Here is a 12,044-nt window from a genome sequence, read left to right as displayed (position 1 = left end):
TAAGGTGTTCAGGGTTTCTCGAAGTGGGTTTTATTATTGGATTAAGCATCGTCACAAGGCCATCCAACGCGAGACAATTCGTCAAGAGCTTGATACAAAGGTCAAAGATGCGTTTGACAACAGTAAAGGTCGAGATGGTTCAAGACGTATCCAGAAAGAACTCGCTGAGAACGGTAATAGCCATAATGTTAAAACCATTGCAGCCAGCATGAAGCGTCAGGATTTGACGCCGAAAGCGGCACGCAAGTTTAAGTGTACAACGGACAGCAAGCATAAGATGCCTGTAGCTCCGAACTTGCTAGCTCAGGACTTTACTGCAACGGCTCCGAATCAAAAATGGGCGGGCGATATCACGTATCTTGCCACAAGTGAAGGCTGGTTGTATTTGGCTGTGATCATTGACCTTTAATCACGGCAAGTAATTGGTTGGTCAATGGATACGAAGGTGATGGCAACACTGGTCTACGATGCATTATCAATGGCTTTGTTCCGTCGAGGGTTCCCTGAGCAGGTTATTCTTCATAGTGATAGAGGTAGCCAGTATTGCTCGAAAGATTATCGAGACCTCATAACTGCTTATAATCTAAAGCAAAGTATGAGTAGAAAAGGAAACTGCTGGGATAATGCGTGTGTTGAGAGCTTCTTCCATTCGATGAAGGTTGAAGCGATCCAGTACGAACCGATCATGACCAGAGATGAGATGCGCCAAACAGTCTTCGAGTACATTGAGGTTGATTATAATCGGACGAGAAGACACAGTGCTCTTGGGTATCTAAGCCCAGTTAACTTTGAACAGAAAAATGTCGCTTAATGAAGTGTCCAGTCTGGCTGGAGCAGATCATACCCTTTGCTTGTCTTTTGGTGCATTTGCAGTGTCATCACTGCGAAAATTTCTTAAAAACCACTGAGACAACATATGTTGATTTTTCGTATATTTCATGATCCTAACTTCTTGTAAGCATAACGCCGCGTTAAGGGGTGCAGGCACGCAATACAAAAGCTACCGCATAGCGCCTTAAACACTGAACCCAACGCATACTAAAAATGCCACGCGTGCCAAATCCCTCTTAAACGCTTTGTTATATGCGAACGTTTAAGCCTAAGATTTTAGGACAAGCCCCACTTTGAAACCATGATTTTTATGTGCTTTGATGCACTTACGTCAGGCTTAGACTTACAGCGACTTGCCACTGAAACCACTTGGAATTTTCAACGCTGCAGAAAACGAGCTGACAACACCCAAAAGTGCTTTTGGAACGGCAATTTCACAATGAGATCTTTCAACAAACTCACTGAAACCACGTGAACTCACCACACCAGAGAAAACGCCCTCTCAGAAAGCAAATCCGCTTTTAGAAAGGCAAATTCAAAGAGCTGAATTCCAGCAGACGATGTTGCCTAAATTGACTAGGCATTATCAGCATCAAAGAATAAAACCATCTACGAATGGCAACCCGAGAGTGAGCCACAAACCAAAGAAAACTAGGATTGAAACCGAAAAATCTCGACTCCCAAAGATCCAAACACCAAGGCTGTTAACCTGAATTTTTAGGCTTTCTTCATCTGGCATATGACGCCTTGCTAAGGTGTGAGTAACGCAATACAAAAGCTACCGCACAGCGCCTTAATCACCATAAGCCACCGCAAAGTAAAAATGCCACGCGTTACGAATCACTCTTAAGCAATTTGTTAGTACATGCGCTACTTCTATTTATGCGCTCCAAAATATTGAAAAGTTGCATGATATGAAAGGCTTTGAACACTGAAGTGAGACGGGCAGCTACAAAACTTAAAATCGATAGAGAGACGAAAGTTGGCTAGAAGAAAAACGTACTGAACTCACCTACTTTTACTGACTTCAAATTAGAAAAGGATTCGTTCCTCGCACTTCGACAGCAACACCAAAGAAACACAATTTTGACTTAGTAAAAACCACGAAAAAGAAGAAGCAATAAAGAAATAGGCTAAAAGTTAGAAACCGTAAATGGTGAAATCAAAGCGAACACTCCGCATATAGTGCCACCGGAAAGAACATGAAAGGTACGAACTGAAAGGTGTAAAGACGAGCGCCAAAACAGATAAACACCAAAACTTATGACCTTTGATGTCAAACCCGTACTAACGCCCTGCTAAGGGGTGATCAACGCAGTACAAAAGCCGCCGCAAACCACCTTAATCACTAAATTCAACGCATAGTAAAAATGCCACGCGTTGCGAATCCCTCTTGAGCAGTTTGTTAGTCGCGAGGCACCGAGCGACAATTTTAAGCCGAACTAAACTTTGCGAACAACAAACTTTATGTGCTTTGATGCACTTAAGTCAGACGTAGTCTCAAAGCGGCAACTCAATGAAACCACTTGGAACAAACAGCGCCGTAGAAAACGGACTGACAACACCAAAAAACGCTTTTGGAAAGCCAATCTCACAGTGCGAACTTTCAACAAAGTCACTGAAACCACGTGGAACTTACAACACCAGAGAAGACGACTTTTCAGCGAGTAGATCTGCTTTTGAACCAACAAACTCACCGGGCAGAGTTGCAACCAAGAACAAACGCTCGATTGCCCAGTTCTGTCAGCGCCAAAGAACAAAAAACCGCTTGGACACTTGCAAAACTTTGGATTTGAAACAGCTGAAACTGAGTTTTGACCATCGATGAAGAGCCTGCATAGCAAACAATCATCAGCCAAATTTTAAGCTTAGAAACATGATTTTGATTGCTAGCTTTTTCTGGCGACTAACGCCGCATTAAGGGGTGAACAACGCCACCACCTAACCTAAACCATTGTGCCGTAAACACTTAAGCCAATTCAAACCAAAACTGCCAAGCGTTGTGAATCCCTCTTGAATGCTTTGTTAGTTGCCAAACCTAAAGCGTTGATTTGAAGTTGATTGCCGCTTTGCCAACACTGGCTTTATGTGCTTTGAAAGACTCAAATCAGACGCAGTTTCAAAACACCTGTCACTGAAACCACTTGGAACTCAAAACGCCTTAGAAAACGGACTAACAACACCAAAAAGCTCTTTTAGACAGACAGTGTTACAGAGCTGACTTTCAACAAACAAAGCGGCTTCTGAAACAGAAGATCCAAACCACACAAGAAACCAAAGCACGATTTTCACAACCCCAAATAACTAGAAATGGAAATAAGAAAACCTAGCCAAATACACACGGACTTTAGCCCTAAACATTTTTCTTTAGGTACGTTTTTCCTCGTTGGCAACTAACGCCGCATTAAGGGGTGAACAACGCCACCACCTAACCTAAACCATTGTGCCGTAAACACTAAAGCTAATTCAAACCAAAACTGCCTAGCGTTGTGAATCCCTCTTAAATGCTTTGTTAGTTGCCAAACCTAAAGCTTTGATTTGAAGTTAATTGCCGCTTTGCCAACACTAGCTATACGTGTTTTAGTAAATTCAAATCAGGCGCAGTTTCAAAGCGTTTGTCACTGAAACCACTTGGAATACGCAACGCCGTAGAAAACGGACTTACAACACCAAAAAGCTCTTTTGAAAAGACAATATCACCGAGCTGCTTTTCAGCAAGTGAATCGGTTTCTGAAACAGAAAATCCAACCACAAAAGAAACCTGAGAACGATTTCCACAAACCCGAATAACTAAAAATTGAAATGCGAAAACCTAGCCAAAAACACACGGACATTAGGCCTAAATATTTTTGTTTTAGCTGCGTTTTTCTCGTTGGCAACTAACGCCCTGTTAATGCGTGACCAATGCAATTAAAAACACATAAATAACAGCCACTTAAATTATAAAAACCACAAGAACATCAATTTCATGTAGCAAATGTGTAGCCCTACAATCGTACAAGAGCCACCAAATAATGATAAGCAGTATCTCATGACTTCTAAAGAACCATTGGACAAGAAACTAGAGCCATTGCTCTAAAATGACGAACTGCAACTAGAGTAAGCATATCAAAAGTGAAAAAAGTAAGGTTCATTCCTAATAGAATTCACAACGAATGGGGAATGACACAAGAAAACTGTGCATTTTTAATGCTTGATCATGTGTTGCGCAGTGGTAAATACAAGAATGCCAGTCAGATAGACTGACTGGCATTGAATCTAGGGCGAATAATATTCGACGTTACTTGTCCCTGTTATTCTACTTTTACCTTAAAAAGCACAGCGTAAAACAACGGAATCACCACTAGGGTTAAAATCGTTGCAAACAACAAACCAAACATAATTGTTACCGCCATACTCTTGAAGAACGGATCAATCAATAGTGGCGCGACACCAAGAATTGTTGTGAGCGCTCCAAGTAGGACGGGTTTGGCTCGGCTTAACGACGCTTCAATAATGGCGTTATAGGGTGCTTTACCCTCGCCGATCTCAGCGTCAGCTTGATCAACCAATACAATCGCGTTCTTAACCATCATACCGATTAAGCTCAAGAAGCCGAGGATCGCCATAAACTCGAAAGGGGTTTGAAAAGCGATAAGGCCAATGACAACGCCAATAATCGCTAGCGGTGCGGTCATCCAGATGACAAGTGGCTGACGTAAAGCGTTAAACATAAAGACCACTGCAAGGATCATGGCGGCAAAACCATATGGCGCTGAAATCGCCAAACCTTCATTGGCATCTTTAGACGCTTTATATTCACCATACCAGATCAACTCATAACCCGATGGGAGGTCAATCGCCTCAATCTTTTCACGAACTTGATTAAAGGCGTCGGACGTCATAACACCCGGAGCCGGATCGGCTTGAACTAAGATGGTCGGCATACGGTTAATACGTCGTAAGATCGCATCCTGATACACTACATCTACCGAGTCTACCAGTTGACTCACTGGAATAAAGCTTCCTGCCTGCGCACTGTAAACTTCGGTATTTTCAATCGCTCTCTCATGCGCTCGTTCGCTTTCCGGAGCTCTGACCACTATCGGTATCAGATCGTTCCCTTCGCGGAAAACGCCGACATTACGCCCTGATAGTGTTTGAGCAATCGCCGCATTGATTTCTTGAGTGGTGAGGCCATAGCGTTGTGCTTCTTGAGACGAATAGACAGGAGCAAGTACTGGAACTTGCTGGCGCCAGTCGTCTTGTACGGCGATCAAATTGGCATCGTTCTGCATGATCGCTTTTGCCTTCTCTGCCAGTTGACGGAGCACTTTACTGTCAGGCCCTTTAAAACCAGCTTCAATCTTCTTACCACCACCGCGGCCCAACATAAACTTCCAGACTTTAATTGATGCGTCTGGGTATTTATTGTCGAGTTCTGATTGCAGTTCACCCACCAAAGGTGCGATTTTTGTATAGTCATCAATATCAATCAACAGCTGACCATAGCTGACGTTCCTTGCTTCTGGTGAGTACGTCAACATGAAACGAAGTCCGCCGCCGCCAATAAAGCTGGTGATATTGGTAATGCCCGGTTTTTGCTTAATATCGCTTTCGATCATCGAAACGACGTTTTCTGTGCGACGAATGTCGGAGCCTTGTGGCAAGTAGACATCAACCACAAACTGTGGACGCTGTGACTCAGGCATAAAACCCGGTGGAACAAATTGAGTTGCCCACAACGAAGCGAACAATCCCAGCACCACGACACCACAACTTAAAAAGCGGTGGTGCAAGACCCATTGAAGTACCCTACGATAGCTCTCAACCATTTTTGACGGAGGGACATCACCCTGCTGAGCTGTCACTTTTAAAAAGTCATAACAAAGCAAAGGGGTCACTGTAACGGCGAACACCCAACTTAGCAGCATTGAATAGAGGATGACCCAAAATAGCGATCCTGCGTATTCACCCATATCCGACGGAGACAAACCAATCGCACTAAATGCGAAAATACCGACGATTGTACCGCCAAGCAATGGCCATTTTGTCGAGTTAACGACCTCAGACACGATCTGCTGCTTGTCTGCGTTGGGCTCTTGCCTTAAGCGTACCAACACCCCATCAGTCACCACGATCGCATTATCAACCAGCATACCCAAAGCGATAATCAGAGCGCCAAGAGAAATGCGCTGCATCGCAATGTCTTCAATGAGCATGACACAGAGTGTACCTGCAACGGTTAACAGCAACACAAAGCCAATGATTACACCAGACCGTACCCCCATAAACAGCAGAAGGACAACAAATACAATCACCACGGCCGCAATCAAATTATCGATAAAGTTGGCTACGGATGCTCGAACAGATTCCGATTGCATTGAGATCGTGTGCAGTTCAATACCAAGAGGACGTTGGCTTTCCAACTCAGCTAAACGTGCTTTTACCGCATCTCCCATATCCACAACGTTACCGCCAGTGATATTAGAAATACCAAAACCAACTGCTCGCTCTCCGTTGTAACGCATTAACATCGATGGCGGCGTCTTATAGCCGCGAGTGATATCAGCAATGTCGCCCAGAGTCACAATGACATTATTCTGTCCGACGGCGACTTGAAGGTTACGCAGATCATCAAAACTCGTTAGGCTAGAACGTGGAATCACCGGAATGTTCATGACACCGTTGTCGAGGTTGCCCGCCACTGTCACCACACTTTGCTTTTGTAGCACTTGTATGACGTTATTAACCGATAGACCGTATTCTGCTAGCCTATCGCTCGCAATTTCGATGAAGATGGTTTCTTGCTGCTCAGCTAGCGTCGCGGCTTTTGCAACACCCGGAACCAACACCAACTCTCGACGTAGAGAATCGACATAGTCTTGCAGTTGTTTATCGCTAAAGCCCTCGCCCGTCACCGCAAAAAATAGAGAGTAGACGTCGGAGAAGTCATCATTAACAATAGATGGCCCTGCTCCTCTTGGCAGTTGCCGCTGCGCATCGGCTACTTTGCGTCTTAGCTTGTCCCAGACCTGTTGCAACTCGTCACTTGTTTTGGAAAATTCCAGCTTTATTTCCACAGTGACTTCCGAGCGGCCGAGCAAGGAAACCGACTTAACCTCTTTAAGCTCCTGCAGTGATTGGACGGCCCCTTCAATCACATCCGTTACTTCATCGGAAACTTCCTGAGCGGTTGCACCCGCATATGGCGTAATTATCACGGCTTGGCGAATAACAAACTCTGGATCTTCAAAGCGACCCAATTTCAAATAACTGATGTAACCACCGATTAACGTAAGCGCAATCAATACCCACACGCTTGTACGCTTGGCGATGGTATAACGTGCAATATCCATGTTTACGCTCCATTCTCATCAGTATATGGGCGTACTTCCATGTCTTCTTTGGCCGAAGATACACCAGCGATTAGGACTTGCTCACCTTGTTTAAGGCCATCTTTGATGACCACGCGATCTTTATACACGGTCCCCACATCGACAAAACGTTTCTTAACACGATTATCACTGGTTACGACCCAGACAAACTGCTTACCTTGGTTGTCAGGAACCACTGCAGTTAACGGTATCGTCACTAAACTTTCACCACTTTGCGGTTCATCATTCGCAGGGAATACTCGAACCGACATGCCCGGTAAGACTCGATATCCTTTAAGATCATCGAACCCTAGAACGACAGAGTAAGTTTGAGTGTTGGCGTCCGCTTGAGTCGAATAGGTGCGTAAAGACAAATCAAACTGCTGCTCTGGAACAGAGGCAAGCTCTGCAATGGCTCGTGTATTTCTTACGCCAGACAACATAACTTTATGAGGAATATCAATAACAACTTCAAGTGCAGCGACATCCTGAAGAGTAAACAGTGGTTGATTCGCTTGAATTTGCCCGAAATTTTCAATCTTTTTGTCGCCAATCACGCCATCAAAAGGGGCAAATATTTGCGTATACTCAACCTTACGTTGCGCTTCTTCAACTCTGTTTTTAGCAAGATTGTATCGTGTTGTTATGGAATCAAGTTCCGCTTTTGATATCGCTTGTGTTTTCTCAAAAATGGCTTTTGCGCGTTCGTATTCTTGTCTGGTGTTTTTTAACTCTAACTTGGCCGAAGCTAGGGCATTTTTTGCATCCCTATCATCTAGAGTCGCCAATAAATCACCCTTTTTGACACTGTCACCCTCATTGACTTTAATATCTGTCAGTAGACCACTAATGCGAAATGCTAGATCAGCACGTTGAGATGCCCTAACTACGCCATTAAACACCAAATCAGAGGCACGCTGCGGTGCAACCACTTCTACAAGAGCGGGGTTAATTACCGGATTTGCTTCCTGTGTTGTTTCTGGCTCACTGCAACCGGTTAAAAGGAAGCTGGAAGCAATCATACTGCTTAAAACCGTACGCTTTAACTTGGTCGGAATTTTTGATTGAAAGAGCATATCATGACCTTTTTTATTCAATTGATTAGGTATACAACTAGTATTGTTCGATAGTAATTCACAAGAGACAGTTATTGAAGTGAAACTAAAGCGCACAATGCTTGCTAATCACAATTACTTGCGGATAGTTCTCATTTTTAATGTGTCTGTGTGCCCATTTAGCTCATGAGCTAACGCCAGGTTATTATCTAGTTTAGAAATCATTGGCTAGTGAAAATAGACATCAACAGTATGTAAATGAGTGATAGTACTAAGTAAGAATGGGGCACTTCTAAGTTATCCAGTTTCGCTTCTAAAACGAAACTGATCTGCACCAGCAGTTTTGGACACTGAGTTAAGTGAGTACAATCACTAACGAGGTGAATCATGACAAACAAGAAGAAACGTATTATCCATTCTCCTGAATTTAAAGCCGAAACTCTGAAGCTAGCAGAGAAAGTGGGAGTCGCTGCGGCAGCAAGACTGTAAAGAAAAACACTACAACCAGTCAGCGAGAACAAGAGCTAGCTGCTGAAGTAGCCAAACTCAAAAGACAGTTGGCAGAACAAGCAGAAGAGCTAGATATCGTAAAAAAGGCCGCCACCTACTTCGCGAAAAATCTAAAGTAGATTGCTATGAATTCATGCTTGAACACTTGCTGTGCTTCAGTGTTGTCCGCATGGTTAAGGTATTCAAGGTTTCTCGAAGTGGGTTTTATTATTGGATTAAGCATCGCCACAAGGGTATTCAACGCGAAGCAACTCGCCAAGAGTTTGATGCAAAGGTTAAAGATGCTTTTGACAACAGTAAGGGGCGAGATGGTTCAAGGCGCATCCAGAAAGAGCTGGCTGAGAACGGTGATAGCCATAATGTGAAAACCATTGCAGCCAGCATGAAGCGTCAAGATTTAACGCCAAAAGCGGCACGCAAGTTTAAGTGTACAACGGACAGCAAGCATAAGATGCCTGTAGCTCCAAACTTGCTAGCTCAGGACTTTAATGCAACGGCCCCGAATCAGAAATGGGCGGGAGATATCACGTATCTTGCCACAAGCGAAGGCTGGCTGTATTTGGCTGTGATCATTGATCTTTACTCACGACAAGTAATCGGTTGGTCGATGGATACGAGGATGACGGCAACACTGGTCTGCGATGCATTATCAATGGCTCTGTTCCGTCGAGGCTTTCCAGAGGAAGTTATTGTTCATAGTGATCGTGGTAGCCAGTATTGCTCGAAAGATTATCGAGACCTCATAACTGCTTATAATCTAAAACAAAGTATGAGCAGGAAAGGAAACTGCTGGGACAATGCCTGTGTTGAGAGCTTCTTCCATTCGATGAAAGTGGAAGCGATTCAATACGAACCAATAATGACCAGAGATGAGATGCGCCAAACGGTCTTCGAGTACATAGAGGTTGATTATAATAAGACGAGAAGGCACAGTACTCTTGGGTATCTAAGCCCAGTTAACTTTGAACAGCAAAATGTCGCTTAATGAAGTGTCCAGTCTGACTGGAGCAGAACAATTTACCATCATAATGGTAAATGCTTCAACCCGATTCCCCAATGTTGGACGGTTATAAACTTCAAGCGCTAATGTAAAAGCATCATGACTTCTTTTTATTAGTTGATCCGAGAGAATTTCATCAGGTGATTTGGACTGTGTATTCAAACTCTGGGACATGAGCCTGAAAAACTCGTCATTGGAGAGTTTGTTAATACCGCTGCATTTCCAGAGTGAACGACTCACTTTAACAATGTACTCGCCCTTGAGCTTTTCGTTAAAGTACTTGTTTACAGAGCTAACACTGTACCCGACTGATTCCGCCACTTCTTTAGCGGTAAACTCACAACCTTTTTCCTCTAGCTTTCGGAGTTCATCCAATAGCTGAAGAAGCATACCCTTTTTAACCATGTTGAATATTTCTCCAAAAGCCTAACGCCCTGTTAAGGGGTGAGCAGCGCAATACCGAAGTTACCGCATACCACCTTAAACACTAAAACCAACGCATGGTGAAAATGCCACGCGTTGCGAATCACTCTTGAACAGTTTGTTAGCTGACAATTTCACCGAGTGCTTCTATCCATTGATCTGGCTTCGCTACGATAAACTCGTAACACGTATTGTTGGCTAGTTTTATACGAAATGCATCCGTAGTGATTGGAATTACACCACCACCTTTGCCCAAGCACTTAGCTACGGCAGCAATGTCTTGGCGCTTTAATTGATATGGACCAAAACCCAACTTTTCGTTGTACGGAATAAAAATTAAATCCGACTTAGTAAGTTCTAATTTCCCATCTGCTTTAGTCGCACCGACTTGAATTGTAGCTGTTGAAGACTTAATTACTTTATCAGACATAACGTACCCTCTTCCTTGATTTACTTTTGTCTGCTAACGCCGCGTTAAGTAGTGAGCAACGCCACCACCCAACCTACACCATTGTGCCGTAAACACTAAAGTTGAATCAAACCGAAAATGCCAAGCGTTGGGAATCTGCCTTAAACGCTTTGTTATGCTTCAAGCTGAAGGGGCATAAGCATTTAAAGCAAAGAACACCACAACACCTACAACCGTTACTAGCACATTTTTCAATGCTCTTCGACTCAATTCATAAGACTCTCCGTCGTACTCATCATCTACGTAGATTTGTGGCTGAAGAGCTGAGAAAACTATGGATAAGCCTACTAGCGTAAAACCCATGAGGAGAAAGTAGATAAATTTCCAATATGAAGGGAATTTACCAGTATCATGCTTTCTTAATAACCGACTTTGCTCAATATTCGGAGTTCGTACATATGCACCAGCGCCGATGAATGACAACGTCCATACATCCATCAATGTCGGTGGAAGATCTATTGAAAACAATCTGCCAACTAAGCCAAATACCTCATAAGCGACATGCCTATAATAAGATATGAAGTCATGAAAAATAGGTGATATCCCAACATTGCCAACATGTTGTATGAGGCTACTAACACTCAAGACACTGAGAACTATCGATAAATAACGAAATGTATCTTTCAACTAGAACCTACCATTTCCTCGGAAGCATAACGCCCAATTAAGGGGTGAGCAACGCTACCACCCAACCTAAAGCATTGTACCGTAACCACTAAAATTGAAGTAGAAGCAAAAATGCCAAGCGTTGGGAATCCCTCTTAAATTGTTTGTTATGTTTTACCACAAATGACTGATTTACTTGAGAAAGAACTACTATTTCTAACTAGTTTTCTGAAGTAAACCACAAGGTCAGAACCAACTTGACCGCCAAAGGCGACCAACCTGAAACGTGTATTTCCACTTCCCTACCAATGAGGCAATACGACCGAGCAACAACAAGCGCCCTTTCTTTCCAACCAAAGCGCAAAACAATGCTGAATTGCCGAGGCAACTGCCAAGCCGAAATGCTAATTGGCTAAGAACCTAGAAGCAACTTAAAGCCAGTTACACAAACAACCGACCGCCACGACCTGACAATGAAGCAACCCACGAACATTGGCATGTTTTACGGGCTGAGAGATTCAAGAACTTAGACCGACAATGCGGATTTGCTGAGTCGACTAGGGAAAGGAACAAAGAACTATAGCCTAAGACCTTTAAGCCTTTGAAATACAAGTAAACATAACGCCGCATTAAGGGGTGAACAACGCCACCACCTAACCTAAACCATTGTGCCGTAAACACTAAAGCTAATTCAAACTAAAACTGCCGAGCGTTGTGAATCCCTCTTGAATGCTTTGTTAGTTGCCAAACCCAAGGCTTTAATTTGGAGTTTATTACCGCTTTGCCAACACTGT

6 protein-coding genes and 2 pseudogenes are annotated in these 12,044 nt (G+C 43.5%); 2 read left to right on the top strand and 6 right to left on the bottom strand.

The window, feature by feature from the left end:
* Positions 1-811, top strand: a pseudogene (locus ACF8EG_RS05750) (IS3 family transposase); the annotation flags it as partial.
* A 2,589-nt stretch (positions 812-3,400) separates the two neighbouring features.
* Here ACF8EG_RS05750 and ACF8EG_RS05745 read toward each other — a convergent pair.
* The 3 genes from ACF8EG_RS05745 to ACF8EG_RS05735 all read right to left on the bottom strand — a co-directional run bounded on the left by ACF8EG_RS05745 (position 3,401) and on the right by ACF8EG_RS05735 (position 8,263).
* A complete protein-coding gene (locus tag ACF8EG_RS05745) occupies positions 3,401-3,583 on the bottom strand; it encodes a hypothetical protein (RefSeq protein ID WP_045545676.1) in 183 nt (60 codons plus the stop codon).
* 541 nt (positions 3,584-4,124) lie between these two features.
* On the bottom strand, positions 4,125-7,169 hold the full coding sequence (locus ACF8EG_RS05740) for an efflux RND transporter permease subunit (RefSeq protein ID WP_069506291.1): 3,045 nt from the start codon (positions 7,167-7,169) through the stop codon (positions 4,125-4,127).
* Between the two features lie 2 nt (positions 7,170-7,171).
* On the bottom strand, positions 7,172-8,263 hold the full coding sequence (locus ACF8EG_RS05735) for an efflux RND transporter periplasmic adaptor subunit (protein ID WP_020840782.1): 1,092 nt from the start codon (positions 8,261-8,263) through the stop codon (positions 7,172-7,174).
* Positions 8,264-8,629: 366 nt separating this feature from the next.
* Between ACF8EG_RS05735 and ACF8EG_RS05730 the strand changes: the two are divergent.
* Positions 8,630-9,737, top strand: a pseudogene (locus tag ACF8EG_RS05730) (IS3 family transposase).
* Here ACF8EG_RS05730 and ACF8EG_RS05725 read toward each other — a convergent pair.
* The 3 genes from ACF8EG_RS05725 to ACF8EG_RS05715 all read right to left on the bottom strand — a co-directional run bounded on the left by ACF8EG_RS05725 (position 9,699) and on the right by ACF8EG_RS05715 (position 11,271).
* Positions 9,699-10,157, bottom strand: coding sequence for a DUF3644 domain-containing protein (locus ACF8EG_RS05725; protein ID WP_045545263.1), 459 nt, complete (start codon positions 10,155-10,157; stop codon positions 9,699-9,701). The pseudogene ACF8EG_RS05730 and the gene ACF8EG_RS05725 sit on opposite strands and share 39 nt — an antisense overlap.
* Positions 10,158-10,296: 139 nt before the next feature.
* On the bottom strand, positions 10,297-10,605 hold the full coding sequence (locus ACF8EG_RS05720; RefSeq protein ID WP_045545262.1) for a hypothetical protein: 309 nt from the start codon (positions 10,603-10,605) through the stop codon (positions 10,297-10,299).
* Between the two features lie 159 nt (positions 10,606-10,764).
* On the bottom strand, positions 10,765-11,271 hold the full coding sequence (locus ACF8EG_RS05715; protein WP_069507337.1) for a hypothetical protein: 507 nt from the start codon (positions 11,269-11,271) through the stop codon (positions 10,765-10,767).
* Between the last annotated feature and the right edge of the window lie 773 nt (positions 11,272-12,044).

The organism is Vibrio sp. YQ_11, from assembly GCF_043103065.1.
GTDB lineage: Bacteria > Pseudomonadota > Gammaproteobacteria > Enterobacterales > Vibrionaceae > Vibrio > Vibrio parahaemolyticus.
Note: the sequence above shows the minus strand (reverse complement) of the source record. Positions and strands in the feature narration are given on the sequence as shown.